This window comes from Pontibacter sp. HSC-14F20 (assembly GCF_019599265.1).
GTDB lineage: Bacteria > Bacteroidota > Bacteroidia > Cytophagales > Hymenobacteraceae > Pontibacter.
In genome coordinates this window covers 231,861-258,312 of record NZ_JAHZTC010000004.1, presented here as the reverse complement: position 1 = coordinate 258,312, position 26,452 = coordinate 231,861, and the positions used below count along the sequence as shown (strand labels likewise).

The following is a 26,452-nucleotide window of genomic DNA, read 5'->3' as shown; positions in this document are numbered from 1 at the left end:
TGGATAGAAGAACGAAATGAGAAACAAGTAAAAATCCACTGGAGCTTCACAGTCAAGGAGGCCAGGGAAAAGATGGCTTCTCAGTATGCTAAAGTGATACCTAATGACTAAATTGACTGTGTACTAGGTCCGGCTCACCATAAACAGTTCTAGTGATGACTCCTCCGGCATTGAGCACCCAATTAAACCCCACCCGGGAGGCAATTGCATTTACTCTGAAACCGTTAGAGGCATAGCCAACAGAAATTGGCAAACTCAAGTTCTTTGTTGCCAGAGTATGTAGGGGAACACTTAGATTAAGAGCTCCAGTGGAATAATTAACTGGGATATCTCCATACCTCCCTAGTTCAGCTGAATTCGGAGACGGAGGTAAGATTGATGGAAGCTTAAATTCGCTTTCCTGCCCAAAGACTTGTGTGCACCTGAAACATAGTATAAGTGATATAAACAGCAAGGGGAAAGCTTTTGGAGGGCTTTTCTGTAAGGTTCTGGCCATACTACTTTTTTATTGTTTTCTATCTAAAGGATTAAATCTCTAAAGTAATAGCTCCTGTTCAGCTTCAGCTTGAACCAAAGTTTTAATCAATAACTTGCTAAGACAACCTAATACTCTGCTCGAAATTTAACATATAAACATCTAGAGATATTTTTATACGACCTATCAGCACTTTGTTGATACTAGTCAGGGGCAAATAATCACGGAAAACCATTCTAATAATGAGAAGCAATAAAGTAGAGTACATATAACAAAAGGCTTTTCTCACTTAAGCTACACTTAACTTGATTGTCATATCTGTGCTAGCTTAACCATTATCATATTTTTTACACCGATTGCATAACCGTGTCAAGAAATCTTTTATAAGTATAATAGCATGTTACTAATTTTGTTTGACTCATAATCGGTCTAATCACTAAACAATATCTAGTATTAATCGTGTAGAGTGTGCCAATACTGGCCTAACCTGCCCGTCCTTAATAACATTAAATAATTTTTATACATTACTAATTATATATAGAAGGGGTTTCATAAATTTTAATTTTAATATTTAATTGCACTAAAAACCTCCATGCAAAGAAACTAACCTGAAAAAAATTCAATTTTATCCAGCATTGATTTTGGATAAAACTTTAGCTATTCCCTTTGCGAGAATCCTGAGAATGAACTAGCTGTCTTGGTGTAGTTGGCTATGCTAGAATCACCCTTCTCTTGCACGAATTTGCCTCTAAATAGCTTGAGATGAAGCATGTACGCAGCAAGCCAGCAGAAATTGAAAGACTAGATTTAAACAAGCCTGGCTTAGGCATTAAGTATCCTGAGAAGACGCATCACCTGTTCTATAAGACTCGGCTTAGTCATTAAGGAATTTGCAGGCCCTTCTTTGGCTCTGAGCAGTACCCTATGAGTTTCCACATACGGCCTCAGAGGAAGGTTTTAGAGTAAGAATAAAAGAGCAGCAGCAAAACCATTAATTCACAGCCAGCGGACAAACCTGCTCACCGGGAGGGGCCGGTAGGCAAACCGGAAATATCTCCAGTCTTCAAGTATTGCAGGCAATGCCTCTGGAGATGATGATTCCTAATTAAAATACAGACATTCTAAAAAAAGACAATAAACTGACAAAGGAAATTCAAAACCAAGCTAATAACATATGAGTATATTCTCATAACCCCATATACATGCTAACACTCAAGAAACCTCAACCACCCAGCACCAGGTCCCAAAAAAAGCAAAACAAAAAGTGCCACAGATACAATATTCCTCTGATTTTCACCAGGAGGAGAGGAAGTTCCGAAGGTGACTTGAGTGGAGGGCGATCGCCCTGTCCTCGATGCTCCTCCTGTTCATGCTCTATCTTATCGATGGCATGGCGTAGGTGATGGTGCTTGCTCGCAAGGGCATACGACATACACTATTTTGTTATAAAATATTTTACATTTTTCCCTCTCCAATTATTCTTCCGATTTGAGAACCCATTCGATACCACTTTCATAGTATATACCTTAGAACCCAATGCTTGTCTGCACATCTTGGTCCTTTAGCGTTCGGTTGATAAGCCTTCTTTTATTCTTTTTATGCAGTTAGCCCTCTTCTGCACAACGAGAGACATCCTATTGGTATTTCCATAACCAAGCCGGTTTAAGATTTCATAACTAATCCGTAGAGGCCCTTACAGACGGTAAAATATTTCTGGATCGCAGAATATTTAAAGAAGGATCATCCGCAATTTCTGACTCACAAGGCAACTTACTCTTCTATACCGACGACATTTCGGTCTGGAACAAAAACCATCAGTTGATGCCGAATGGCCATGACTTACCCGGACATTGGTCCACCACGCAAACGGCTTTGATCGTACCTAAGCCCGGCTCCAATCACCTGTATTACCTATTCACAACCGATGAAAGAAGCAAGCTTTCGCCAAGCAATGAGGGGCTACGTTATTCCATAGTCGATATGCGGCTTGACAATGGCAGAGGCGATGTAGTGGCAAGTACTAAGAACATCCCTATGTTTGCTGAGTCAGCAAAGCAGCTAACTGTTGTCAGGTATACCAACGGCAAGGATCTCTGGGTGCTGGCAAGAAACTACCAGCGCAACTCGATTCTGGCATTTCAGCTAAGTGAAAACGGGATAGCAGCCTGTTGAGTCACAGGTAGGCATCAAGCCTAGGAGCAGCGACTACCTGGGCTATTTGAAAGCATCGCCGGATGGCCTTAAGCTGGCACAAGTTTTTTATGGAAGCAGGATAGTCGAAACCTGCTCCTTCGACCCAACCACCGGGGAAGTATCAAATCCGGTTTTGCTTCAGGCGGAGGAGTTCTTTGATGTCTACGGTGTTGAGTTTTCGCCTGATGGCAAACTCTTATATGTCAGCTCGGGAGCTTCCTTTGCCGGAGGCCCTCCTGCAAGAGTCCATCAACTGAGCCTGAAGAAAACTTCTGCAAGCGAAATCTTAAACTCATAAATCCTCCTAATGAAAAGAACCATCGGAAGTGAGCAAAATAGCGTGGGCGCTCTGCAGCTAGGACCGGACGGAAGGATATACGTAGCAAAGCGTGAGGGCTACTTAGACGTGATCACTACTCCGAATGCTTTAGGCACTGCATGTGGATATGTCACGGATGCAGTTTATCTGAAAGGGAGGCAATCCGATATGGGTTTACCCAATTTCCCACCCTACTACTTTTTCAACTGTGAGAATGTCAATATTGATCTGGGACCTAATGTAACCCTTTGCGCTCGCTGGCGAGGAGCTGGTTTTAGATCCTAAACTGGCAAATGCTACCCTCACATGGTCCGATAGCTCTACTGCTCCCACTTTAACGGTGTCTGCTCCTGGGACTATTAAGTTGTGGCTTCCGTTTATAATTGTGTGGTCTATGACAAGATCACATTGAATTATTACCCGGGCATCAGCATCGACCTAGGGCCTGACTTGTATTTTAGCGATAAAACATCACTTATTTTGCCGGCACCAGAGGCATATGCGACCTAACTTTGGAGTAATGGGTCAACCTCCTCCAGCTTTGTAGTCAGCTGGCTAGGCCGATATAGCGTACAGGCTAGCAATGGATGCGATACAGTAGAGGACAAGATAACTGTACAAGCTGAAAACTGTGATTGTGATCTAGTGATTCCCAACATCTTTACCCCGAACAATGATGGCAAGAATGATTACTTCTATATGACACCCCACCAGAACATCAGCAAAGTAAGCCTAAGCATTTAAAATCATTGGGGAGGGAAAGTAACGGAGCTTAAAATTCCGACGACCGCTGGAATGGACAAGGCGCCTAGGAAGGGATATACTTTTACTTGCTCACCTATGACTGCCTGCAAACACAAAACCCTTAAGCAAGTCAATAAGAGCAACAGTGACGCTTACAAGGTAATTAAAACAGGAAAATTATACAAAAACCTTTTGACTCATCGTTTTTACCAGAATCCCTCATTTCCATTTGGATGTATTTCAAACATTCAATTTTTTGGTCGAGCTATTCCACTCCAATACCAACCATCAGCCTGAAAAGCTATCTCTTGCAAGCTGATGGTTTTTCAGTTCAGCTAATCTGTGCCGCATTGCTAGTAGGAGCCCGATTCGGCGCATGCTGCCAGACTAACTTTCCAACCTAGGCCTAGTTCGGCTACGCCTGCTTTGAAGCCTTCCAGCTAGCATAGTACTTCGGTAAAGGATCATGATAAAGATTCGGCTAAAACTCTCAAATCCTCCGTGAATTGATTCGAAATTCGTACATCGGAGAGCAGGGTAAAACAACCACTTACCGATAAGTGGTTGAGATAGGACAGGCTGACCTCAGCTACTTCACACACCTCTATCTCAGCCGCTAGAGCAACATCTACCACTTCTGCTACGACCACTGCTATATTCTGTTCGGGGGCGAGAAGGTACTAATCGTGAACTGGTAGCTTTACATGGAGAAGAGCAACTCTTCGATCGGTAACTGAATCACAGCTTGAGCCGCTCCCGAAGTTTCTGCATGTCCTCCCCCACCTTCACATCGAGTATCTTGGCATAGTGCTGGGTGGTTCTGAGGTTAGTGTGCCCCAGCATCTTCGAGACGCTCTCCATCGGCACGCCATTCAATAGCGTTATTGTCGTGGCAAAGGTGTGGCGGGCGGCATGGAATGTCAGTTGCTTATTAATGCCACATAAATCCGCAATCTCCTTCAGGTAGGCATTCAACTTCTGGTTACTCGGCACAGGCAGGACCCTCCCTTCATGGATACACTGCGGGTGCTGCTTGTATTTGTTAATGATCCTGAGAGCGGTTGGCAGCAAGGGAATTCGGGAAGGAATATCCGTTTTCTGCCTGTTCTTATACACCCACTGCTCCCCATCTACCCCTTTTTGTATATCAGTGTATCTTAGCTTCTGCACATCCACATAGGCAAGCCCGGTAAAGCAGCTGAAGAGGAAAATATCCCGCACCTGTGACAGACGCTCAGAGCTAAACTCTTTTTCCGCTATCCGCTGCAGCTCCTCTTCTGATAGAAAGACACGCTCCACAGTTCTTATCCTGGACTTGTAATTCAAGAACGGACTCGACGAAAGCCAACCGTTGGCAAGGCAGATACGAATAATCTTCCCGAAGTTCTTGATGTATTTGACAGCCGTGTTGTTGGAGCATTTGCGAACGCTTCGCAGGTAGTGTTCATAATCGGTAATGAAGGCATGGTCTATTTTCTGAATGTCGATATCATTCACCCCGAATTTCCAGGCAAGAAATTCCTGTGTATGCTTCAGGGAAGTGGTATAACGCTCCAGCGTACTTGCCGAGAATTCATCACCCACCAGATCTTCAATTCGCTTGTTGTGCTCTTTGAAGATACCGACTAACATCTTTCCTTTTTTTTCCTTACCTAAGAACTTGTTCTTTAAGCTCTCTGCCGTTACCGGGTCCCCCACGTTTACTAGCTGCCGATGCGCCTCGTAGAGCTTGCCTTGCAGATTTTCCAGGTAGGCATTCAAAGACCTGACTGCCTCTTTAGTACCTAAGGCGCGCCCTGCAGCAGAATTCCACTTGTTCGGCTCAATGGCTCTGCCCGTTGTCAATTCTGCACGTTTTCCCGCCACTGTGACACGCAGATAGACCGGAACAGGTCCAGACAGGTAGTTTTTGGGTTTCTTAAGATAGAAGAGGATACTGAAATTGATGTTCATAACAGTGACTTTTAAGGTAAAACAAATATAGCCTTGCAGTCACACCGAATCAAGATGTACACCAATGATACATCTTGACTATCAGTCAATTACGGATAATCTGGTGAGTAAGTAGTTTGCTCAGATGCACTCACCGCATTACTCACCTTAATACTTCGAAAAAGCGAATAATTTGATGTTTGCACTAAAACAAAAAAAGCCTGCAAATACTTGATTTGCAGGCTTTTAGGTGATTTTGGTATCGCTACCAGCAGAGAGTGAGGGATTCGAACCCCCGGACCTGTTACAGTCAACGGTTTTCAAGACCGCCGCGTTCGACCACTCCGCCAACTCTCTGTAATTGAATCGAGCACAAAAGTATAGTGCCGCGTTGAATTTTCAAAACTATACGCAATTATTTTTAGCTGGTTTAAGCTTTTAAGGTATAAGCAGCTGATTTTGAAGCTCAAAATTTTTCAGTGTAATCATTGCCGGAAGCCGTACTTACCGATGGCTATACCTAAAACCCCTCCTACACCGCCGCCGAAGTAGCTTTTTCAGCATGCTGCGCCGTCCTGCGTGTGAGGCGTTTAGTTACTGTGTCGATGCTCACATTGATCTCGAAGCCCAGTATCAGAATCATCGACACAAAGTCCAGCCAGATCATGAGACCAATAAGCGCCCCGATAGAACCGTAGAATTTGTTGTAGGTGTCGAACGCGCTGATGTAGAGCGAGAATATCATCGACACCACAAAAATCAAGATCGTCGCTACCACGGCGCCAGCCGAAAAGAAAGGCCATTTGTCTTGTATCGCTGGCACGTAATAATAGATGAGCGATGTGGCTAGCAAAAATAGCAGGATGATGGCCACGTATTTCAGAATCACGATCAAGGTATAGGTATAACTCTCGGTCACGACCTCGTAAAAGACAAGCACGTCCAATATCCACTGCCCAAAGAAGATTGCCGCCACAGCCAGAAAGAGGATGGAGGAGAGCGCAATAGTAAGTACGGTAGCAATAACCCGCTTTTTAAAGTAGGGCCGCTTGTAGAAGGTATGGTACTTCTTGTCGAAGGCATCCATCAGCGACATGATACCATTGGTGGACAGAATCAGGGCGAAGAGAAAACCGAAAGATAGCAGTCCCCCGCGTGGCTTGTTCACAATGTCGTCGATGGTGCCATAGGCTACGGTATACATCTCCTTAGGCAGGAAATCGGCCAGGAAATTGAGGATACTCTCGCCCAGGTCCAACGACAAAATGCTGGGCATGTAAGGTATGAGCGTAAACAGGAAGATGATGGTTGGGAAGATGGCCAGCGTAAAGTTGAAGGCCATGTAAGAAGCACGCTTGGTAATGGAGTCCAGCCTGAGTTCGCCCAGCAACACATCGGCCACGTCGTATACCGAAGACCGGCCGCTGTTGAAACGCCACCGCTTCAGGAACACGATAAATTTGCGATACGCTCTGCGGCGCTTCAGATATTGCTGGTTCAGCCTCATTCGCTATAGTATCCGTCCAACTTCTGGTGTATGAGCACAGGTATAGCCGTCGGGCGCCCTGATTTCATATCCACAAACACCATGGTGGTCTCGCCCACGTTCAGCAGCGTCTGTTCCTCATTATACACCTCGTACTCAAACTTTATACGCGAGCCGTGCGGCTTGTGCTTAACAAAGAGCTTGATCGTCAGCAGATCATCGTACTTGGCCGGACGGATATACTTGCATTTGAGCTCCAGCACAGGCATCATGGTGCCTGTCGCCTCCATCTCTTTATAGTGTATACCTAGTCTTCTGAATACCTCCGTACGGGCCACCTCATAATAGGCAGCATAGTTGCCATAATAGACATAGCCCATCTGGTCGGTTTCGGCGTAGCGTACGCGTATCTGTACTTCTGATTCGAACATTTGTTTAAATGGTTGGATGGTTAAATTGCTAAATGATTGACCTCCTATAGGCATTTATTATACCTGCGAATCAACGATTTAACAATGCAGCAATTAAACAATTTACTTCAAAATATTCCGCTGCGTCAGTGCTCTTTGGTAGCGGCGGGCATTGGCGATGTGCTCGGCATGCGTAACGGCGAAGCTATGGTAACCCGAGAAATCTTCTTTGGCGCAGAAGTAAATGTACTTGTGCTGTTCCGGATTTAACACGGCATCGATGCTGGAGATATCCGGCACGTTGATCGGGCCCGGAGGCAAGCCGGCATACCTGTACGTATTGTAAGGTGAGTCGTGTTGCAGGTGCACGTTAAGCACGCGGCGGATTGAGAAATCGCGCACTGCATATACCACAGTCGGATCAGCCTCTAGTTTCATGCCGCGCTGCAGACGATTCAGGTATACGCCTGCCACGCGCGGCTTCTCGTCGTTCTTGATTGTCTCAGCCTGCACAATGGAGGCCAGCGTCGATACTTCTTTCGTAGACAAGCCCAGTGCTTCGGCTTTGGCTTTGCGCTCGGCGGTCCAGAAGCGGTCGTACTCGGTTTTCATGCGTTGCATGAGTTCCGGTGCTTTAATCGTCCAGTATACCTCGTAGGTGTTAGGTATAAACATGCTTACCACCGTTGTTGTGTCGAAACCGAGCGTCTGCAGATACTCCTGGTCGTTGAGCAGGCTGTCGATTTCCTCAGCCGATGGTTCTACAGCAGCGGCCAGTTTTTCGGCCAGCTGGCTGCGCAACCGGATGTTGTTGAACGTGATTCTGAGCGGCACCTGTTCACCCAGGCGTAGCACACCGATGAGTTGGCGGTTGCCCCAGCCGTTCTCAATCTTATACCTGCCTGGCTTCACCAATTCGTCGTAGTCCATGAGCTTGGCCATGAAGCGCAGCGAAAGGCGGTCGATGATGGTACCGGTGGCTTCTACTGAATCGAGCGCCTGTTCATAAGAAGCGCCGGTCGGGATGTATACATAAGTGTCCTGCCCTTTGGTGTCGACGTTGGCCGTATACACGATCTGGTAGGCATAGTAAGAAAAGCTCACAAACAGGAACAGCAACAGCACAATAATGCCGGGAATCCACATGCTTTTCTCTTTCTTGACGCGTCTGCGCGGGGTGACTTCGTTAGCCATAATGTAAATTAGGAGCCCGGAAAAGGATGTCAGGTTCCGGACCTGTATAGTTTAGGCTACAAAAATAACACTATTCTTTCTTATCTGACTAATTTTGAAACGGCATCTGTTTTAAGCGAGCTTTCTACCCGTTCGCAAAACCATACCTGCAACGCTGTAAGCTTTTAATCAGTATGCCATACCTAAATGCTCAACCTCATAAAAATAAAACTATGGCGAACGCTGTTTTCCTACAGATACATCCGGACAATCCACAGCCAAAAAAGATACAGGAAGCAGTCGGGATCCTGCGCAACGGAGGCATCATCATCTACCCGACCGACACCATTTACGGACTCGGCTGCGACATACACAACACCAGAGCGGTGGAGCGTGTCTGCCAGATCAAGGGGGTTAAGCCCGACAAGGTGAATCTGTCTTTCATTTGCTTCGACCTTACACATATCTCCGATTATGCCAAGATCGACACGCCTACTTATAAGGTGATGAAAAAGGCACTACCCGGCCCCTTTACCTTCGTGCTCGATGCCAGCAGCCGCGTGCCGCGCTATGCAGGCAGCAAAAAGAAAACGGTAGGTATACGCGTGCCCGATAACAAAATCGCTTTGGCGCTCGTGCAGGAGCTTGGCAACCCCATCCTCTCCACCTCTATCCGCGATGAGGACGAAGTGCTCGAGTACAGCACCGACCCCGAACTGATCTATGAAAAATATCGAAATTTAGTAGATGCCGTGATTGATGGTGGTCCCGGCCAGAATGTCGCCTCTACTGTGGTAGACGTAGCCAACAATTTTGAAGTGCTTAGAGAAGGTGCGGGAGATATTGAGGAATATCTGTAAGAGTTCTGAGTCTCGAGTTCTGGTCATTTTTATATTCCCATTTTAACTCAGAACTCGAGACTCAGAACTGGCCGTCTGCGGCCTTCGGCCGCTTATGTTTCCAGCGCTTGTGGGTCCAGAGGTAGTTGGCCGGGTTGCGTCGGATGGAAGTTTCGAGTTTGCGGGCGAAGCCTTCGGTTATCAGGAAAGTGCCTTCTCCGGGCTTGGTGGTGCCATCAGACAACACGTCAAAAGTCAGACAATAATGGCCACGCTTGATGCGCTCCACATCCAGGAAAAGCACCGGACAGCCAAAGGCATGCGCCAGTTTCTCGGCTCCGACAAAAAAAGGCGTATCCTGGTTGAGGAAGGTTGTCCAGAACTGTATCTCGCCATAAGGAGGTGTTTGGTCTGAGAGCATGGCAACCACACGCGGCGTCTTTCTATTTCGCACGAAGTCGCGCATGGTATCTTTCATCTTGATCAGGCGGGCACCCAACCGGCCACGCAGGTATAGCATGAACTCTTCAAAGAATTCATTCTTGAGTGGTTTGTAAACACCTTCTGCCGGAAAACCGAACTGCACAGCTCCTGCCGACAAAATCCATTCCCAGTTACCGGAGTGCGAGCCCATGGTAATAACGGTACCGCCTCGCTGCACATAATCGTCGAGCACCTCCTGATTGGAAAACACAATGCGGCGGCGCATCTCAGCTGCGTCCATCGAGGCCAGTTTGAGTATCTCAACGATCAGGTCTGGGAACTGCCGGTAAAAGGCCCTTGCTATACCTTGAATCTCCTGTTCTGACTTTTCGGGAAAGGAATTGCGCAGGTTTTGCAGCACGACCTTTTTGCGGTAGCCGATCACGTAATACACGAGCACAAACAAAAAGTCAGCGAGTAGGTATAGGACAGGCAGCGGCAACAAAGACAGGCCTTTGAGCAGCCACCACAGCGGGTAATAATGTATGGGTATGTTCGGAGATTTTTTCACAGGTATAATCGCCTGCAAAGGTACAAGCTATACTTGCATTATGAAATTAAAGAAATCGTGCTTATTTCGCAGCAGTACTTGACAAAGGATTGCTTGACAAAAGACTAAGGACTTATTAATACAGGCACCGATCCTTTGTCAAATAGTCCTTTGTTCAAATTTAAACTCTTAACTCAACCCATTGCTTCTCCTTACCGAAACCATGTACCACCCGCCCATCCAGTACTTCGCGCAAGCGCTACGGATGGAAGGCTTACTGATAGAGAAAAACGAAAACTACGTGAAGCAGAGCTACCGTAACCGCTGCCATGTGCTCACGGCGCAGGGCATGGTGCCGCTGAGCGTGCCAGTACTGCGGGGCAATAGCAAGGACAAAACCCTGATCACTGAAATAGAGATTGACTATAGTCAGAAATGGTACAACGTGCACTGGCGCACCATACAGGCGGCCTACGGTCGTGCACCTTATTTTGAATTTTACAGTGACTACCTGAAAGAGGTATATGAGCGTCAGCCGAAATATTTATTCGACCTGAACGTTGATTTATTGCGGCTTTATCTTAAATTTCTGAAACTAGAGCCGACAATCGGGTTCACAGACAGCTATCAGACAGGGCAACCGGAGGGGATGCTCGACCTCAGAAATAGGATACATCCTAAAATCATTCCTGACAACTTGTACGTACAACCCTATACACAAGTATTTGGCAAACAATTTGTACAAGACCTTAGTATAATTGACTTGTTGTTTACACAGGGTCCGAAGTCGCTTTCCTACTTACAATAATGCCCCGGCAAAACTAAACCTTTGCGGACCAGGGCTTGTTAACAATCAGGGGCTTTTCCTGTTAGCCTCAACGAGTTACAATTTATAGACCTTTACATTTTTTTATAGAGTATACATGGAAGCTAAATTCTCAAACAGAGTGAAAGAGGTGATCTCACTCAGCCGTGAGGAAGCTATCCGTCTTGGGCATGACTATATTGGCACTGAGCATCTGGTGTTGGGCATGATCCGGGAAGGAGAAGGTACTGCCATCGCCTTGCTCAAGAAGCTGGGTGTTTCGATAGATGAACTGAAGTACGCTTTAGAACAGGCTACACGTAACACTGCTTCGCAAAACAGCAACATTACCGGCAGCATCCCGCTTACCAAACAAACTGAGAAGGTGCTTAAGATTACTTACCTGGAGGCCAAAATCTTCAAAAGTGATATAATAGGTACTGAACATCTCTTATTATCCATCCTTCGGGATGAGGACAATATTTCTTCACAAATCCTAGCGAAATTCAACGTGAACTACGAAGCGATAAGAGACTCCCTGGATTATCATAGCAATAATCCACTGGCATCGTCTGACACAGACGATAATGATGATTCTGACAAATTGTTTGGCTCTTCTTCCCGTGCTGGCAGCAGCTCGAGCAAGAAGCCCGGCGAAAAGTCGCGTACACCTGTGCTCGACAATTTTGGCCGTGACCTGACTAAACTGGCAGAAGATGACAAGCTCGACCCGATTGTGGGCCGTGAAAAAGAAATCGAACGCGTGGCCCAGGTACTGAGCCGTCGTAAGAAAAACAACCCAATCCTAATCGGTGAGCCTGGTGTAGGTAAAACAGCTATTGCTGAAGGCCTTGCGCTGCGCATTGTGCAGAAAAAGGTAAGCCGCGTGCTCTTCAACAAGCGTGTGGTAACCCTGGATCTTGCCTCTCTGGTGGCAGGCACAAAATACCGTGGTCAGTTCGAAGAGCGTATGAAAGCTGTGATGAACGAGCTCGAGAAGTCTCCGGACGTGATCCTGTTTATTGATGAGCTGCATACGATTGTGGGTGCTGGTGGCGCTTCCGGTTCGCTGGATGCCTCTAACATGTTCAAGCCGGCTCTTGCCCGTGGCGAAATCCAATGCATTGGCGCGACCACGCTTGACGAGTACCGACAGTACATTGAAAAAGATGGTGCATTGGCCCGTCGTTTCCAGATTGTAATGGTAGACCCTACCACGCCGGAAGAGACCATGGAGATCCTGCACAACATCAAGGATAAGTACCAGGATCACCACCACGTAAACTATACCGATAAGGCAATCGAGGCCTGTGTGAAGCTTTCGGACCGCTACATGAGCGACCGTTTCCTTCCGGACAAGGCGATCGATATTCTGGATGAGGCAGGTGCGCGTGTGCACATCAATAACATTGTGGTGCCGGATGATATCTTGAAGCTCGAAGAGCAGATTGAGAACATCAAGGTAGAGAAAAACCGTGTGGTGAAAAGCCAGAAGTACGAAGAGGCTGCTCAACTACGCGACAAAGAGAAAAAACTGATTGACCAGCTCGAACAAGCTAAAAAGAACTGGGAAGAAGAGACCAAGAAGAAGCGTTATTCGGTAAAAGAGGAAAATGTGGCAGAGGTTATTGCCATGATGACAGGTATACCAGTGAAACGTATCGCGCAGAACGAAGGTCAGAAGCTGTTGAATATGGCTGATGAACTAAGCGGTAAAGTGATTGGTCAGGAGAAAGCCATCAAGCAATTGGTGAAAGCCATCCAGCGTACACGCGTTGGTCTGAAAGATCCGAAGAAGCCGATTGGTTCGTTCGTGTTCCTGGGTCCGACTGGTGTAGGTAAAACGGAGCTGGCCAAAGTGCTGGCCACTTACCTGTTTGATAAAGACGATGCATTGGTGCGTATTGATATGAGTGAGTACATGGAGAAATTCAGCGTATCTCGCTTGGTGGGAGCGCCTCCGGGCTACGTGGGCTACGAAGAAGGTGGTCAGCTGACGGAGAAGATCCGCCGCAAGCCATACTCTGTCGTGCTGCTCGACGAGATCGAGAAAGCGCACCCGGATGTGTACAACCTGTTGCTACAGGTGCTGGACGATGGTATTCTGACAGACGGACTTGGCCGCAAGGTGGATTTCCGTAACACGATCATCATCATGACCTCCAACATCGGTGCACGCGATCTGCAGGACTTCGGTGCCGGTATCGGTTTCATGTCGAAAACCAAACAAGACAACGTGGACGAAATCATGAAAGGCACTATTGCTAGCGCCCTGAAGAAGACGTTCTCTCCAGAGTTCCTGAACCGTCTGGATGACGTAATCGTGTTCAACTCACTCGGTCGTGAGGACATGCACAAGATTATTGAGCTGTCGCTTGGCAAACTGTTCACGCGCATTGAAGCACTTGGGTATAAGATCGAACTCACCAGCAAAGCGAAGGATTTTGTGGCTGAGAAAGGCTACGATCCGAAGTATGGTGCCCGTCCGCTGAACCGCGCTATTCAGAAATACATCGAAGACCCTATTGCGGAGGAGATACTGAAAGCCGAAATCACACAAGGCGACACCATGATGGTGGATTACAAAGAAGGCGAAGAGCAACTTACTTTTACTTCGAAAAAAAGCAATGGCAAGAAACCGAAAGGTATAGCCAACGACGGAGAAGAGGAAGAAACTGAGCCAACCAAGTCATCTGGTGATGGTGAGAAATCTGACAAATAAGGTATAAAACCTAAGGTATAAGGGTTGTCCTATTTAGGGCAGCCCTTATTTTTTGTCTGGTTTATAGCTGTTTTCGGCTTATAGTTTTTAAATTTGACAATTAATCATTTCGTATCAGCTAAATACAGATATACCCCATTTCATGGCAGGAGAAATCAGAAAAGGCCAGATAGAAACGCTGGAGCGCAAAAACGCCGAAGCTTTGCTTGGCGGCGGACAGGACAGAATAGAAGCACAGCACAAAAAAGGCAAACTGACGGCCCGCGAGCGCATTCATCTTTTAATGGATGAAAACTCTTTTGAGGAGATCGGGAAGTTTGTGATGCACCGCTCTAAGGACTTTGGTCTGGACAAGCAGTACTATCTCGGCGACGGTGTGGTGACTGGTTACGGCACCATCAACGGGCGTCTGGTATACGTTTTCTCGCAGGACTTCACTGTTTTAGGTGGTTCGCTTTCTGAAACCCATGCTGAGAAGATCGTAAAGATCATGGAACTGGCCATGAAAAATGGTGCGCCCGTGATCGGACTGAATGACTCAGGCGGAGCCCGTATCCAGGAAGGTGTGGTATCGCTGGGTGGCTACGCTGACATTTTCTACCGCAACACACTTGCCTCTGGCGTTATACCTCAGATTTCAGCTATCATGGGACCATGCGCCGGTGGTGCGGTGTACTCCCCTGCCATTACCGACTTCATCATGATGGTGGAAGACACGTCGTACATGTTCGTGACCGGCCCTAACGTGGTGAAAACGGTAACACACGAGAATGTAACGTCTGAAGAACTGGGCGGAGCCAGCACACACAGTTCCAAGAGCGGTGTGACGCATTTCTCCTGCGCAAACGAAGTGGAGTGTATCAACTATATTAAAACACTGTTGAGCTACGTGCCGCAAAACTGCGAGGAACTGCCGCCGTCAGTACCTTACGAGGAAAAAGCAGACGAAACCCGCGCTGTACTCGACACCATTATACCTGAAAACCCGAACCAGCCTTACGACATGCGTGAGGTGATCGAGGGCATCATCGATGCGGACTCTTTCTTTGAAGTACACAAGAACTTTGGAGAGAACATCGTGGTAGGCTTTGCCCGTCTGGGTGGCCGCAGCATCGGCATCGTAGGCAACCAGCCTGCCGTGCTCGCCGGCGTACTCGACATCAATGCCAGCACCAAGGCTGCCCGCTTTGTGCGCTTCTGCGACAGCTTCAACGTGCCCTTGCTGGTATTGGAAGACGTACCGGGCTTCCTGCCAGGTACTGACCAGGAGTGGCGTGGCATTATTACTAACGGAGCTAAGTTGCTGTATGCGTTCTGCGAAGCGACTGTACCACGCATCACGGTGATTACCCGCAAGGCTTACGGCGGTGCTTATGACGTGATGAACTCTAAGCACATTGGCGCCGACATGAACTATGCCTGGCCAACTGCCGAGATCGCGGTAATGGGTGCGCAAGGTGCTGCTGAGATTATCTTCAAACGCGAGATCGCTGAAGCCGAAGATCCGGCTGCGAAACTGGCCGAGAAGGTGCAGGAGTACAAAGACAAGTTCGCAACGCCATACCGTGCCGCGCACCGTGGCTTCATCGACGAGGTGATCATGCCGAACGAAACTCGCGCTAAGCTGATCAAAGCCTTCAAAATGCTGGAGAACAAGGCGGTGACACTGCCACGCAAGAAGCACGGAAATATTCCGCTTTAATTGGATTGAACAACGAGCATGCACAGCCATAGAACATCTGGCTGTGCATGCTCGTTATGTTTAACAACCATTGTGTATACATTACTGAAAAACCTGATGAGAAAAGAATCTTTCGATTTTCTAGAAAAATATCTGAATAACTCCTCTCCTACTGGCTTTGAGTCTGAAGGACAGAAACTGTGGCTGGAGTATATTAAGCCCTACATTGAGGATTACTTTGTAGACACGTACGGTACGGTGGTGGGTGTGATCAATCCGGAGGCCGAGTACAAGGTGGTGATCGAAGCGCATGCCGATGAGATCTCCTGGTTTGTAAACTACATCACGCCCGAAGGATACCTATACCTGAAGCGCAATGGTGGCTCCGATGCCTTGATCGCTCCTTCCAAAAGGGTAAACATCTATACCTCCAAAGGTATCGTGAAGGCTGTTTTCGGATGGCCGGCCATACACGTGCGCAAGGTAGAGAACGACAAAGCCCCTACCATTGAAACCGTGTTCCTGGACTGTGGCGCCAGCAACCGTGAAGAGGTAGAGAAAATGGGGATACACGTAGGTTGCGTGGCTACTTTTGAAGACGAGTTTACGGTGATGAACGACAAGTTCTACGTAGGCCGTGCATTAGATAACCGTGTGGGTGGCTTCATGATCGCTGAAGTGGCCCGCATGATCCATGAGCGCAAGCACAAGCTGCCATTCGGTCTGTACATCGTGAATGCGGTGCAGGAAGAGATTGGTTTGCGTGGCGCTGAAATGATCGCGCACCGTATCAACCCGAACGTGGCCATCATCACAGACGTGACGCACGATACGCAGTCGCCGATGTATGACAAAAAGAATAGCGGCGACATCCACTGTGGCAAAGGTCCGGTGATCGCCTATGGTCCGGCAGTTCAGAACAATTTGCGTGATCTGATCATCAATACCGCACAGGAAAAAGAGATTCCATTCCAGCGCTCTGCCGTTTCACGTGCAACCGGAACCGACACCGATGCCTTTGCTTACTCGAACGCAGGTGTAGCCTCGGCGCTTATCTCCCTGCCGCTGAAGTACATGCATACCACGGTAGAGACTGTACACAAGGACGATGTGGAGAACGTAACAAAGTTGATTTACGAGACATTGCTAAAAATTGAGGACAATCAGGACTTCCGATACCTGAAATAGAAATCACTTTTAGCCCGAGAGAAACCACACAGCCCTGAGCGGCTTGTGTGGTTTTTTGTTTTAAAGCCCTCCCTAATTCTTTACTTTTGATTATGCGCTTCCCCTATACCTTCACCGACCAAATGGGCCGTCAAGTCACGCTGCCACACATGCCCCAGCGCATTGTGTCGCTGGTGCCTTCGCAAACCGAACTCCTTTTTGATCTTGGGCTTGTAGACCGCCTTGTGGGCTTGACCAAATTCTGCATTCACCCAAGTGATAAAGTGAAGCAAAAGACCATTGTTGGCGGTACCAAGAATTTCAAGCTGGAGGTAATTGATAAGCTACAACCAGACCTGATTATTGGCAACAAGGAGGAGAACTATCAGGAAGGTATAGAAGCCCTGCAGGCAAAGTATCCGGTATGGATGAGCGACATTTATACCTTGAAGGACTCTCTTGAGATGATTAGCCAGGTTGGGCAGTTAACGGGTACAGAGGTCAAGGCTCAGGAATTGGTTCAAGGGATAGTGGCTGGCTTCAACACTTTGCAGCCTGTGCACCCTGCTATACCTACCGCTTACTTCATCTGGCGCAAACCTTACATGGCCGTGGGCAGTGATAATTTCATCGACCACCTGCTACAGCGCTGCGGCTTTTCCAACATTTTCGTTGAACAGTCCCGCTATCCGGAGATATCGCCGGAGCAACTGCACAAGACCGCTCCGAAACTAATCTTACTCTCATCAGAGCCCTACCCTTTTCAGGAAAAGCACTTTGCTGAGTTTCAGGAAATGTGCCCGGAAGCCGAGATTAAAGTGGTAGATGGGGAAATGTTTAGTTGGTATGGCAGTCGCTTGTTAAAGGCGCCTGAGTACTTGCAAAGTGTAATCAATGAAGTAGCAAAAGGTATAGCGCATTAAGATAAGGTATAGTGCCTTTCTAACTATACCGCGCCAACAATTGCTCGGCCCGCTCAGCTATACCTTTAAAATAATCTGAATCAGCTTTTACAGCTACAGGAGACTTGCCGACTATTTCACGTTTGTTCATCGGGTCAGCCAGATTCGCAAACTTGATAATCTTCATCATTCTTGCAGATGGCATGGTACCTCCTCCAACTGCCTGCTCCAGTTTTTCGATCAGTTCCAGGCGAAAATCTTTCTTCTCGATTGCTTCTTCATCAAGCAAGCGCAAGACAGCCGCAACCGCTTCGTCTTCAAAATCTGAGGCAATGGCAATATCAATCAACTTGTCAGTAGATGGCGGAGGGAGGCGCATCAGGGTGAGGTAGCCGCCACCCTGCGTAGCTGCGGTAGCATAATACTTCAGCCAAAAGGAATTAGTAAGCGGATCTTTGTAAACAGCGGCATAACCACCGGCAGAAGTCTCCCTCAGCTCAAACTGCGGCAACAGTACCTCGATCAGACCAGCGTCTCCGAACAAATAGCGCTTTCCCATTTCCTATACCTCGTTATACTTTATTTTAAACCCCATTTGCTCCAGATCTTCCCAAAATCGTGGGTAGGATTTACGTACCACCTCTGGCTCCTGAATCTGAATCGGTTGCAGCAAGGAAATCGGGGCAAAAGCCATGGCCATGCGGTGGTCCTGGTAAGTCCTGAAATTCAGTTGCCGATTGACCAGCAGCGTCGGATTCATCTGAAAAATGCCGGGAGTTCTTTCATCGAATGATGCTCCCATACTCAAAACCTCAATTTGTAAAGCCTGAATGCGGTCTGTTTCTTTGATGCGCAAACTCTCTAGTCCGGTCATCTCAACGGCTATACCTAAGGCAGCACACAGCGCGACGACGGTCTGGGCCAGATCAGGACAGTTGCTGAAGTCGAAGGCCACTCTTTTCTCCGCATGCTTTTTGGTGAGGCGCACTCCTTCCGCCTTGAACTCGGTATGCACACCCAGCCGACGCATGATATCCACAATAGCTTTGTCGCCCTGGTAAGAAGTTTCCCGCAACCCGAGCAGGATAATATCCGCTTCTTTGGCCAAAGCCACCATGCTATACCAGTAACTGGCAGCAGACCAGTCTGACTCTACAGTAAAAGCCGCTGGCTGGTATACCTGATGCGGTACCGTAATCGTGTTGTCCTCAAAGCTGTCCTCCACCCCGAAGTGCTTCATCAGCGCCAAAGTCATTTCGATGTATGGACGTGAGCTGATCTTGCCTTCCAGTTCCAGTTCAAGGCCTTCCGGCAGCAGAGGGGCAATCATCAGCAAAGCCGAAATGTACTGACTGCTGATATCGCTGCGCACCTTCAGGTGCTTTTTTCCACTGCTTTTAAAGCCGCTGATCTGGAGCGGCGGGTAACCTTCCTCACCTACGTAGGCTATACCTGCGCCCAGTTCCTGCAAGGCTTCCACCAGCACTTTGATCGGTCGCTGGCACATGCGCTCGGTACCGGTGAGCGTTTTTTGCTGACCGGTTATAGCATAAAAGGCCGTCAGGAAGCGCATAACCGTGCCGGCGTCCTCGGCGTCGATCGTATCAGAGTCGCTTTTCAGGAGCTTTTGCAGGAGTTGGGTGTCGTTGGCCTCAGAAAGGTTCTGCAATTCGGATTTTTCACCGGCAAGTGCTGAGATAATCAAAGCGCGGTTGGCTTCGCTTTTAGATGCCGGTAATTGTACACGCCCTTTCAGTATACCTGTAGGGTGGGAAATAGTAAGAGTTTTAATCATAGTAGCTGGTAGTAGCGCAAGGCTTCCTGTATTTCGGGCAAGGTAACCGGCTGGTCCCAAACGGCCTTGCCTATACCTTGCAACAGGGTACAATTGATGGTGGAACGGGTATTTTTCTTGTCCTGCAAAGCCAATTGGGCCATTGCCTGAATATCTTCTTCTGTCAGTTTTACTTTTTCGTAAATCGATATCAGAAAAGTCTCGATCTGGTCCAGTTCGCGCTTGGTAAGCAAATCCTTCTTTACGGAAAGGTAAGCCTCGCACAGCATCCCGACGGCAATGGCCTCGCCATGCAACAGTTCACGACCCATTTGCTCCATCAGGTAGCTTTCTACGGCGTGGCCCACGGTATGGCCGAAATTGAGCACTTTGCGGTAGCCGCCTTCCAACGGATCAGCCTCCACCACGGCAGACTTTATACCTACCGAGTGGCGAATCAGTGCATCCCAGTCTTCAGTGAAAAGCCCGATGTGGCGCTGTTCCTCAAAGGCTGCTGCGTCGGCAATCAGCCAGTGTTTGATGATTTCGGCAAAGCCTGACTTGAGCTGGCGCTGCGGTAGCGTACTCAGAAAAGTCGGGTCGATGATAACGGCTTTAGGCTCTTTGTATACCCCGATGTGGTTCTTGAGTCCGTGGAAGTCTATACCTGTTTTGCCACCCACGCTGGCATCGACCTGCGCCAGAAGTGTAGTAGGCACCTGTACAAAGTACATCCCGCGCTTAAAAGTGGCCGCACAAAAACCGCCCATGTCGCCAATCACACCGCCGCCCAGATTCACCAGCACCGACCAGCGGTCCAGGTTAAGTTCGGTCATGCGCTGCCAGATGTACTCGCAGGTATGCAAGGTTTTATGCACCTCGCCGCTCTGTATCTGGATAATGTCGTGCTCGGGTAAATGGGGCTTCACCTGCGGATAGCAATGGTGTAGGGTGTTCTCGTCCACCAGTACGGCTATATTCGAAAAGGCCAGGTTTTGCAACACTGTTTTCAGTTGTGGCAACACGTCTCGCCCGATGTATATGCTTTCAGTCACGATGGATTTTGTTTTGTCAGGTATAAAGAAATAGCCAGTAATAGCTTAGGCTTAGTGCTTCTCTAATTCGTTTTTTAAACTAATAGCTGTTGCTCAAATGAGAAGTCTTTCCCTTCGAATATTTTCTAATTCGGCGTAGTCCTAGGTATACGCTTACGAAGCCTGTTCCGGCTCGATATCAGGTTTTGCTTTCGGATTTCCGGCCTGCAGGATGCTGGTCTGCTTGCGAATAGACTCCACATGAATCAGTTTGTAGAGCTCTTCTACAAAAGCCGGATTTATACCTACTTCGCCCGCCCAGTCGGCACGAGTCCGGAAAATCTCTTTCCAGCGCTCAAGCTGCAGCACCTGTACATTATTCTGCTTTTTATACTCCCCTATCTGCTCCACCAAAGCCATACGCCTCGCCAAAGCCCCAATCAGGTCGTGGTCGGCAGCATCGATCTTCAGGCGCAATTCCTCTGCCCGGTTCACCAGTTCCACGTCATCGTAGTTAGTTTTGCGCACCTGTAGCTTACTCAGAATGTCAGCCAAAGCGGCTGGCGTTACTTGCTGCTCCGGGTCGCTCAGTGCTTCATCCGGATTCGGGTGCGTTTCGATCATCACACCGTCATATCCCAGGTCAAGTGCCCGCTGCGAAATGGGGTGAATCAGTTCGCGAGTGCCTCCGATATGGCTCGGGTCCACAATGACAGGCAAGTTTTGGAAACGCGCTTTCAGTTCGATCGGAATCTGCCAGACCGGGGCGTTGCGATACTTGGAAGGCTGGTACGATGAAAAGCCACGGTGTATGGCAGCCAGATCGGTTATACCTGCCTGGTAAATACGCTCGATCGCGCCGATCCACAGGGCCAGATCCGGGTTCACGGGGTTCTTCACCATTACAGGCACGTTCACACCGCTCAGTGCATCGGCTATCTCCTGCACGGCAAATGGATTTACAGTAGTTCTGGCCCCAATCCACAGCACATCTATACCTTGTTTCAGGGCTTCTTCTACGTGGCGGCCGGTGGCTACTTCGGTGGTCACACGCATACCCAACTCCTGCTTCACGCGACCCAGCCATGCTAAGCCCTGCTGGCCTATACCTTCAAATGTGTTGGGTCGGGAGCGTGGTTTCCAGATTCCAGCACGGAACAGGTGCACATCCAGCTTTTTAAGGGCTGCTGCAGTCTGCATAACCTGCTCTTCAGTCTCGGCGCTGCACGGCCCGGCAATCACCAGTGGCCTGCCCCGCTCAGCCAGTAAATCAGCAAAAAATGAGTCTTTATTTTTGAAATTCATCGGTGTCAATTGTCCATACAAAGGTACGACAATTACAACAGTTATGCAGCGCATCTGGTTTAAGGGAATGTATACCCCCTAAAACAGTACAAAAATATACCTTAAGTACCAGGCCTCTATAGTGTATAACTTTCGCACATACACTATCTTTGCGCCGTTTAACATGCTATTACATGAACCCGGTTACCAACGTTTCTTTCGACGATACAGCCGTCGCTTTTTCATCTAAGTCGGACGCTGAGCTTTATAAAATGTTTCTGTTGTTCAAGTCGATGAACAACAACACCTTCGTGAAAGTGGGCGGCGGTCTGCTCAACACAGCGATTAAACTGCACCTGCCGGTTAAGTTTATCATCAAGCCAACCATTTTCAACCACTTCTGCGGCGGCGAGACGATCGAAGAATCGGAGCGTGCCATCCGCGAGCTGGCCAGGTATAACATCGGCACCATTCTAGACTACTCGGTCGAGGGCGAGGGCGTGGACAAAAGCTTTGATGATACCCGGGACGAGATTCTGCGCACCGTAGAAAAAGCCCGTGGCAACAAGAATATACCTTTCTCGGTGTTTAAGGTGACTGGCCTGATGCGAACAGACATTTTGGAGAAAGTGCAGGCTGGTGAAAAGCTGACACCAGAAGATCAGGCCGCTTTTGAGCGTGGTCGTCAGCGAGTGAATGACATCTGCAAGCGCTGTTACGAAGCCGATGTACGGGTATTTGTGGATGCAGAGGAAAGCTGGTTCCAGGAGACAATCGACAACCTGGCCTACGACATGATGGCACTCTACAACAAGGAGAAGGCCATCATTTACAACACGTACCAACTCTACCGCCACGACCGCCTCGACGCCCTGGTGCGCGATTACGAAAATGCTACTGCCAAAAACTATAAACTAGGAGCTAAACCTGTGCGCGGTGCCTATATGGAAAAAGAGCGCAAGCGTGCCGAAGAGCAAGGCTATCCAAGCCCGATCAACCCGACCAAAGCAGCTTCAGATAAACTATACAACGACGGTCTCCGCTTCTGCATCGAGCACATCGACCGCATATCGCTTTGCGCTGGTACGCACAACGAAGACAGCTGCTACCTGTTGATGGAACTGATGGAGGAGAAAGGTATAGCGCCAGAGGATAAGCGCGTATTCTTCGCCCAGCTTTTTGGCATGAGCGATAACTTGTCTTATAACTTGGCTAACGCCGGATACAATGTGGCGAAGTACGTGCCTTACGGTCCGGTAGAGTCGGTGATGCCTTACCTGCTGCGCCGCGCCAACGAGAACACAGCCATTGCCGGGCAGAGCAGCCGCGAGTTTGGGTTGATCAGCAAAGAAATGGAGCGCCGTAAAAAGGCAAAACACTAAATCATCACTTGTCAGATTATTATATTTAATCTGACTGGCACAAAAAATAAGAAGGCCCTGCATTGCTGCAGGGCCTTCTTATGTGTTTAGAACTATAAGGTATAATCCGTAGTTCTGCTATTGATTACTGTACAGTTACAGTAGAGTCAACTTCAACAGTAGTCTCAACAGTAGTGTCTGCTTCAACTTCTTCAGTGATTACTTCTTCTTCAGTAACAACTTCAGTTTCTACAGCTTCAGTTTCAGTTGCAGTTTCTTCAGTGTTGCAAGCTGTGAAAGCTACCAGGGCGAACGCTACGAAAGCGAATTTGAACAAATTTTTCATTTTGTGTTTGTGATTAAGTGTTTTGGTTTCGAATTTGAACTTCATACCGCAAACCCGGATAGGTAACCCGGTATTTTTTATTTTTTTAAAATATTTTTTTGTTGGGTTACAAAAAGCGGCCTGGCGTATTAAAATCAGAACGGCATGAGGAAGAGTTTGTATGAGACGGATGAGGCGATCATGGAGGGAATCCGCAATGACGATGACCGAGCGCTCGCACATCTTTATAAGCTGCACTTCCCGATGATTTCTTATTTCATTATCAGTAACAGTGGAACTGATGATGAGGCGAAAGACATTTATCAGGAAGGCGTGATCGTCTTCTACGAGAAGATCAAAGGCAACAGCCTGGAGCTTAGCTGCCAGATCAAAACTTACCTCTATTCCGTGTGCCGCAGGTTATGGCTAAAACGACTGGCAGAGAAAGGCCGCTACGCAAATCGCATAGAGGATTCTGAGAACTACTTGTCGCTGGAGGAGGATGTGCCGCAGCACGAGGAGAACGAAAGGCAGTTCGGCGTTATGGCTGAAGCGCTTGACCAGCTCGGCGAACCCTGCCGCACCTTGTTGGAGGACTTTTACATCCGGGCACAGGGGATGCAGGAAATTGTGGAGAAGTTTGGTTATACGAACACAGACACAGCCAAGAACCAGAAGTATAAGTGTCTGCAGCGCCTCAAGAAGCTATTCTTTACTTCTTATAAACCAGAGGTATAGCCATAGATTAAAATGAACGTTAGCACCTTGTAAAAGGTATTTTTATAGACCCATGTTTGACCACCGCATATACGAGCAAATAGAGCGCTACCTGGCCGGCACCCTGCCCGCCGAGGAGAAAGCAGCCTTTGAAGCGCTGTTGCTCACCGACCTGCGGCTTGCTGACCAGGTACAGGAGCACCGGCAAGTACTGCAGGCCATGCAGCAGTATGGCAAGCGCCAGCAATTGCGCCATAAACTCAACAGCATCCACACCGAAATGGAGACCGGGCCACAAGCTATCACCAGCGAACTGACTGCCTGGAAAGTCTTTTTTAAGAAGCATGCACAGACCATGGCGGTTGCTGCCAGTGTTTCGCTACTGTCGGTATTTGGTACGCTTTGGAGTGTCCAGCAAATAAAGAAACCTGTACAGCAGCAGACTGCCCGCTACGTGGAGCTTCGCCGTGAGGTAGAGAAAATCAAAAAAGAACAGCGTGCCATTATCAATGGTATCGCCAGTGCAGATGCCGCCGCACCGGCCCCGCGTTCGGCACGCTTCAGTGGTACTGGTTTCGCCATCAGCCCGGACGGGTATATCGTCACTAGTTCGCACGTTATTCAGGGAGCAGACTCTATCCTGATCGAAAATAAGGCTGGCCTGAAGTATAAGGTAACGGAAGTGCACCGCAACACCGACTACGACCTGACCATCCTGAAAGTAGAAGACCCGGCTTTTGCTGGTTTTGGCAAGCTACCTTATACCTTCAAGACAGCCACTTCAGATCTGGGTGAGCGCGTGTATACCCTTGGCTTCCCACGCGAGGACATCGTGTTTGGCGAAGGCTCGCTTAGCTCAGCTTCCGGTTTCGAAGGCGATACTACTTCTTATCAGATCTCCATCCCGCTAAACCCGGGTAACAGTGGCGGTCCGCTGCTCGATGACAAAGGCAATGTTATTGGCGTGATCAACGGTAAGCAGGCAGGTCAGGAAGGGGCCGCTTTTGCAGTGAAATCATCATACCTGCTGCAAATGGTAACAGAAATGAAGGAGAGAGAGAATGGACTTGCAGTAAGCCTGCCACAGCAAAATAACCTGAGCGGAACCTCACGCACACAACAATTAAAGAAACTTCAGGACTATATTTTCGTCGTAAAAGTCTACAATTAAGATACGACAATATTGTTTTATTACAATACCACAGAGGACTATCTATACTGAAACGTAGATAGTCCTCTTTTTTTATAACTTTTTTAAAAAGATACAGTTAAATAAACAAGGTATATCCCGACCAAAGATGTACAATTTATTTTATCGTGAACTATAAAGGAAAAACTATGAAAATGCGAATGTTAAAACCTCTTGCAGCTGTATTTGCCGCAGGCTTTTTATACAGCTGCGCCAGCAGTAATGATACAATGGATACCACTGCCATGGACGAAACTACAACCATGAGCGAAACAACCACCATGGCCGGTGATGATGTTACTACAGAAACAGAAGTAAGCACCGACGTAACCACCAACACGGACATGGATACTGCTGCCACAATGGATGCCACTGCAGAGACAAGCTCTATGGCTATATTGGATGCAGCCAGAACAAAAAGCGAAATTTCTACTTTCATGGAATTAATACAGGCGGCTAACATTTCAGCAGCTTTTGATCAGGAAGGTGAGTTTACCATCTTCGCTCCAAATAACGAGGCCTTTAAGCAACTCCCTGCCGGTCAACTGGAATACCTGAAAAAGCCAGAAAACAGAAATGAACTGATTCAGGTCCTACAGGCTCATATCATTTCAGGTAAAGTAACTACTGCTCAACTACAGACGAATCAGCGAATTCAGGTAGGTGAGGATGACTATATCGAAGTAGCTTCTGCAGGTGCCAACCCGACTGCCTTTACTATTGGCGGTGCCAGCATTGTAGATTCTGATATTGAAGCAAACAACGGTGTAATCCACGTGGTTGACCGTGTGCTGGTAACTGCTGACCGTGTAACCGACGAAAAATAAACAACATCATTTTATACACTAATGAAAAAGCCTTCCGCTATGGAAGGCTTTTTCATTGGCACCTGGCAGAAACCACTTTAAATAATGTAAAACTGCGTTGGCTAAGCCCCTTTTGCAACC

Annotated in this window: 23 protein-coding genes and 1 tRNA gene; 12 read left to right on the top strand and 12 right to left on the bottom strand. The window is 48.0% G+C overall.

All coding sequences use genetic code 11. From position 1 onward, the window contains the following. Nucleotides 1–1,697: 1,697 nt before the first annotated feature. Nucleotides 1,698–1,907: a hypothetical protein gene (locus tag K3G39_RS06250; protein ID WP_220625311.1), complete on the bottom strand. Its 210-nt coding sequence runs from the start codon at nt 1,905–1,907 to the stop codon at nt 1,698–1,700. Between the two features lie 389 nt (nt 1,908–2,296). Here K3G39_RS06250 and K3G39_RS06245 point away from each other — a divergent pair, with 389 nt between their 5' ends. Together K3G39_RS06245 and K3G39_RS06240 are read left to right on the top strand one after the other, a co-directional pair. After that, entirely contained in the window at nt 2,297–2,647 is a 351-nt protein-coding gene (locus K3G39_RS06245; protein ID WP_220625310.1) for a hypothetical protein, read from the top strand. Between the two features lie 46 nt (nt 2,648–2,693). Next, nucleotides 2,694–2,966: a hypothetical protein gene (locus K3G39_RS06240; protein ID WP_220625309.1), complete on the top strand. Its 273-nt coding sequence runs from the start codon at nt 2,694–2,696 to the stop codon at nt 2,964–2,966. 1,503 nt (nt 2,967–4,469) lie between these two features. On the opposite strand, the gene K3G39_RS06235 is transcribed toward K3G39_RS06240, so the two are convergent. The 5 genes from K3G39_RS06235 to mltG all read right to left on the bottom strand — a co-directional run bounded on the left by K3G39_RS06235 (nt 4,470) and on the right by mltG (nt 8,753). Beyond that, the gene (locus tag K3G39_RS06235) at nt 4,470–5,684 is read right to left on the bottom strand and encodes a site-specific integrase (protein ID WP_220625308.1); all 1,215 of its coding nucleotides are present in this window, start codon (nt 5,682–5,684) and stop codon (nt 4,470–4,472) included. Nucleotides 5,685–5,935: 251 nt separating this feature from the next. Next, nucleotides 5,936–6,020: transfer RNA gene (locus K3G39_RS06230), tRNA-Ser, on the bottom strand. A 175-nt stretch (nt 6,021–6,195) separates the two neighbouring features. After that, nucleotides 6,196–7,170 (bottom strand): YihY/virulence factor BrkB family protein, encoded by a 975-nt coding sequence (locus K3G39_RS06225; protein ID WP_220625307.1) that lies wholly within the window; start codon nt 7,168–7,170, stop codon nt 6,196–6,198. Continuing rightward, nucleotides 7,167–7,580 (bottom strand): thioesterase family protein, encoded by a 414-nt coding sequence (locus tag K3G39_RS06220; protein ID WP_220625306.1) that lies wholly within the window; start codon nt 7,578–7,580, stop codon nt 7,167–7,169. The genes K3G39_RS06225 and K3G39_RS06220 overlap by 4 nt, the downstream gene beginning before the upstream one ends. Before the next feature lie 102 nt (nt 7,581–7,682). Next, the gene (mltG, locus tag K3G39_RS06215; RefSeq protein WP_255594045.1) at nt 7,683–8,753 is read right to left on the bottom strand and encodes an endolytic transglycosylase MltG; all 1,071 of its coding nucleotides are present in this window, start codon (nt 8,751–8,753) and stop codon (nt 7,683–7,685) included. 212 nt (nt 8,754–8,965) lie between these two features. Here mltG and K3G39_RS06210 point away from each other — a divergent pair, with 212 nt between their 5' ends. Next, nucleotides 8,966–9,592: an L-threonylcarbamoyladenylate synthase gene (locus K3G39_RS06210; RefSeq protein ID WP_220625305.1), complete on the top strand. Its 627-nt coding sequence runs from the start codon at nt 8,966–8,968 to the stop codon at nt 9,590–9,592. A 61-nt stretch (nt 9,593–9,653) separates the two neighbouring features. Here the strand turns inward: K3G39_RS06210 and K3G39_RS06205 are convergent, their stop codons facing one another. After that, complete coding sequence (locus tag K3G39_RS06205) at nt 9,654–10,565, bottom strand: lysophospholipid acyltransferase family protein (RefSeq protein WP_370627201.1); 912 nt, start codon at nt 10,563–10,565, stop codon at nt 9,654–9,656. 202 nt (nt 10,566–10,767) lie between these two features. On the opposite strand from K3G39_RS06205, the gene K3G39_RS06200 reads away from it, so the two are divergent. From K3G39_RS06200 to K3G39_RS06180, 5 genes are all read left to right on the top strand, one after another. After that, on the top strand, nt 10,768–11,352 hold the full coding sequence (locus K3G39_RS06200; protein ID WP_220625304.1) for a WbqC family protein: 585 nt from the start codon (nt 10,768–10,770) through the stop codon (nt 11,350–11,352). Nucleotides 11,353–11,467: 115 nt separating this feature from the next. Continuing rightward, entirely contained in the window at nt 11,468–14,071 is a 2,604-nt protein-coding gene (locus K3G39_RS06195) for an ATP-dependent Clp protease ATP-binding subunit (RefSeq protein ID WP_220625303.1), read from the top strand. A gap of 142 nt (nt 14,072–14,213) precedes the next feature. Continuing rightward, the gene (locus K3G39_RS06190) at nt 14,214–15,773 is read left to right on the top strand and encodes an acyl-CoA carboxylase subunit beta (protein ID WP_220625302.1); all 1,560 of its coding nucleotides are present in this window, start codon (nt 14,214–14,216) and stop codon (nt 15,771–15,773) included. A 96-nt stretch (nt 15,774–15,869) separates the two neighbouring features. After that, complete coding sequence (locus K3G39_RS06185; RefSeq protein WP_220625301.1) at nt 15,870–16,940, top strand: M42 family metallopeptidase; 1,071 nt, start codon at nt 15,870–15,872, stop codon at nt 16,938–16,940. Nucleotides 16,941–17,032: 92 nt separating this feature from the next. Continuing rightward, nucleotides 17,033–17,842 carry an ABC transporter substrate-binding protein gene (locus K3G39_RS06180; RefSeq protein WP_255594044.1) on the top strand — a complete coding sequence of 270 codons (810 nt, stop codon included), beginning with the start codon at nt 17,033–17,035 and terminating at the stop codon, nt 17,840–17,842. A 19-nt stretch (nt 17,843–17,861) separates the two neighbouring features. On the opposite strand, the gene K3G39_RS06175 is transcribed toward K3G39_RS06180, so the two are convergent. The 4 genes from K3G39_RS06175 to K3G39_RS06160 all read right to left on the bottom strand — a co-directional run bounded on the left by K3G39_RS06175 (nt 17,862) and on the right by K3G39_RS06160 (nt 21,934). Next, on the bottom strand, nt 17,862–18,380 hold the full coding sequence (locus K3G39_RS06175; protein WP_220625300.1) for a hypothetical protein: 519 nt from the start codon (nt 18,378–18,380) through the stop codon (nt 17,862–17,864). Between the two features lie 3 nt (nt 18,381–18,383). Next, nucleotides 18,384–19,616: a 3-phosphoshikimate 1-carboxyvinyltransferase gene (locus K3G39_RS06170; protein ID WP_220625299.1), complete on the bottom strand. Its 1,233-nt coding sequence runs from the start codon at nt 19,614–19,616 to the stop codon at nt 18,384–18,386. Next, on the bottom strand, nt 19,613–20,650 hold the full coding sequence (gene aroB / locus K3G39_RS06165; RefSeq protein ID WP_220625298.1) for a 3-dehydroquinate synthase: 1,038 nt from the start codon (nt 20,648–20,650) through the stop codon (nt 19,613–19,615). The genes K3G39_RS06170 and aroB overlap by 4 nt, the downstream gene beginning before the upstream one ends. A 153-nt stretch (nt 20,651–20,803) precedes the next feature. After that, nucleotides 20,804–21,934, bottom strand: a complete 1,131-nt coding sequence (locus tag K3G39_RS06160; protein ID WP_220625297.1) for a bifunctional 3-deoxy-7-phosphoheptulonate synthase/chorismate mutase type II — start codon at nt 21,932–21,934, stop codon at nt 20,804–20,806. Between the two features lie 173 nt (nt 21,935–22,107). On the opposite strand from K3G39_RS06160, the gene K3G39_RS06155 reads away from it, so the two are divergent. Beyond that, complete coding sequence (locus K3G39_RS06155) at nt 22,108–23,295, top strand: proline dehydrogenase family protein (protein WP_220625296.1); 1,188 nt, start codon at nt 22,108–22,110, stop codon at nt 23,293–23,295. Nucleotides 23,296–23,419: 124 nt separating this feature from the next. Here the strand turns inward: K3G39_RS06155 and K3G39_RS06150 are convergent, their stop codons facing one another. Next, a complete protein-coding gene (locus tag K3G39_RS06150) occupies nt 23,420–23,620 on the bottom strand; it encodes a hypothetical protein (RefSeq protein ID WP_220625295.1) in 201 nt (66 codons plus the stop codon). Nucleotides 23,621–23,764: 144 nt separating this feature from the next. Between K3G39_RS06150 and K3G39_RS06145 the strand changes: the two genes are divergently transcribed. From K3G39_RS06145 to K3G39_RS06135, 3 genes are all read left to right on the top strand, one after another. Next, nucleotides 23,765–24,337 carry an RNA polymerase sigma factor gene (locus tag K3G39_RS06145; RefSeq protein ID WP_220625294.1) on the top strand — a complete coding sequence of 191 codons (573 nt, stop codon included), beginning with the start codon at nt 23,765–23,767 and terminating at the stop codon, nt 24,335–24,337. 52 nt (nt 24,338–24,389) lie between these two features. After that, on the top strand, nt 24,390–25,487 hold the full coding sequence (locus K3G39_RS06140) for a serine protease (RefSeq protein ID WP_220625293.1): 1,098 nt from the start codon (nt 24,390–24,392) through the stop codon (nt 25,485–25,487). A gap of 179 nt (nt 25,488–25,666) precedes the next feature. After that, a complete protein-coding gene (locus tag K3G39_RS06135) occupies nt 25,667–26,332 on the top strand; it encodes a fasciclin domain-containing protein (protein WP_220625292.1) in 666 nt (221 codons plus the stop codon). Nucleotides 26,333–26,452: the final 120 nt, after the last annotated feature.

What these genes read in the sequence shown, in the direction of transcription:
- K3G39_RS06235 (WP_220625308.1), bottom strand. Translation starts at nt 5,684, where the DNA reads ATGAACATCAATTTCAGTATCCTCTTCTATCTTAAGAAACCCAAAAAC.
- K3G39_RS06140 (WP_220625293.1), top strand. Translation starts at nt 24,390, where the DNA reads ATGTTTGACCACCGCATATACGAGCAAATAGAGCGCTACCTGGCCGGC.
- K3G39_RS06190 (WP_220625302.1), top strand. Translation starts at nt 14,214, where the DNA reads ATGGCAGGAGAAATCAGAAAAGGCCAGATAGAAACGCTGGAGCGCAAA.
- K3G39_RS06170 (WP_220625299.1), bottom strand. Translation starts at nt 19,616, where the DNA reads ATGATTAAAACTCTTACTATTTCCCACCCTACAGGTATACTGAAAGGG.
- K3G39_RS06160 (WP_220625297.1), bottom strand. Translation starts at nt 21,934, where the DNA reads ATGAATTTCAAAAATAAAGACTCATTTTTTGCTGATTTACTGGCTGAG.
- K3G39_RS06185 (WP_220625301.1), top strand. Translation starts at nt 15,870, where the DNA reads ATGAGAAAAGAATCTTTCGATTTTCTAGAAAAATATCTGAATAACTCC.
- K3G39_RS06250 (WP_220625311.1), bottom strand. Translation starts at nt 1,907, where the DNA reads ATGTCGTATGCCCTTGCGAGCAAGCACCATCACCTACGCCATGCCATC.
- K3G39_RS06220 (WP_220625306.1), bottom strand. Translation starts at nt 7,580, where the DNA reads ATGTTCGAATCAGAAGTACAGATACGCGTACGCTACGCCGAAACCGAC.
- K3G39_RS06200 (WP_220625304.1), top strand. Translation starts at nt 10,768, where the DNA reads ATGTACCACCCGCCCATCCAGTACTTCGCGCAAGCGCTACGGATGGAA.
- K3G39_RS06195 (WP_220625303.1), top strand. Translation starts at nt 11,468, where the DNA reads ATGGAAGCTAAATTCTCAAACAGAGTGAAAGAGGTGATCTCACTCAGC.
- K3G39_RS06175 (WP_220625300.1), bottom strand. Translation starts at nt 18,380, where the DNA reads ATGGGAAAGCGCTATTTGTTCGGAGACGCTGGTCTGATCGAGGTACTG.
- K3G39_RS06145 (WP_220625294.1), top strand. Translation starts at nt 23,765, where the DNA reads ATGAGGAAGAGTTTGTATGAGACGGATGAGGCGATCATGGAGGGAATC.
- K3G39_RS06155 (WP_220625296.1), top strand. Translation starts at nt 22,108, where the DNA reads ATGAACCCGGTTACCAACGTTTCTTTCGACGATACAGCCGTCGCTTTT.
- K3G39_RS06210 (WP_220625305.1), top strand. Translation starts at nt 8,966, where the DNA reads ATGGCGAACGCTGTTTTCCTACAGATACATCCGGACAATCCACAGCCA.
- K3G39_RS06245 (WP_220625310.1), top strand. Translation starts at nt 2,297, where the DNA reads ATGCCGAATGGCCATGACTTACCCGGACATTGGTCCACCACGCAAACG.
- K3G39_RS06225 (WP_220625307.1), bottom strand. Translation starts at nt 7,170, where the DNA reads ATGAGGCTGAACCAGCAATATCTGAAGCGCCGCAGAGCGTATCGCAAA.
- K3G39_RS06150 (WP_220625295.1), bottom strand. Translation starts at nt 23,620, where the DNA reads ATGAAAAATTTGTTCAAATTCGCTTTCGTAGCGTTCGCCCTGGTAGCT.
- K3G39_RS06180 (WP_255594044.1), top strand. Translation starts at nt 17,033, where the DNA reads ATGCGCTTCCCCTATACCTTCACCGACCAAATGGGCCGTCAAGTCACG.
- mltG (WP_255594045.1), bottom strand. Translation starts at nt 8,753, where the DNA reads ATGGCTAACGAAGTCACCCCGCGCAGACGCGTCAAGAAAGAGAAAAGC.
- K3G39_RS06135 (WP_220625292.1), top strand. Translation starts at nt 25,667, where the DNA reads ATGTTAAAACCTCTTGCAGCTGTATTTGCCGCAGGCTTTTTATACAGC.